Genomic DNA, 235 nt, shown 5'->3' with positions numbered 1-235 from the left:
ATGTTATTTACGTATCTAACCATGGGGGACGTCAATTAGACGGGGCTCCTGGATCCTTTGAAACCCTTGAAGCCATTGCTCAAGCAGTCCAAGGCGAAGTGCCAATTGTCTTTGACTCTGGCATCCGTCGTGGTGAACATGTCTTTAAAGCGCTGGCAGCAGGTGCAGATGTCGTAGGTATTGGACGTCCAGCCCTATACGGCCTCGCTCTAGGTGGACATAAGGGTGTGCTTTC

Annotated in this window: 1 protein-coding gene; it reads left to right on the top strand. The window is 51.1% G+C overall.

What is annotated here, in order from left to right; all coding sequences use genetic code 11:
• Positions 1 to 235 (top strand): alpha-hydroxy-acid oxidizing protein (locus QP439_RS09085; protein ID WP_285389664.1); only part of this gene is annotated, 235 nt, incomplete at both ends.

The sequence above is a fragment of the Streptococcus sp. UMB1203 genome, from assembly GCF_030217725.1.
Lineage (GTDB): Bacteria > Bacillota > Bacilli > Lactobacillales > Streptococcaceae > Streptococcus.
The sequence above is the reverse complement of the archived record's forward strand: the minus strand, read 5'-3'. Positions and strand labels throughout refer to the sequence as shown.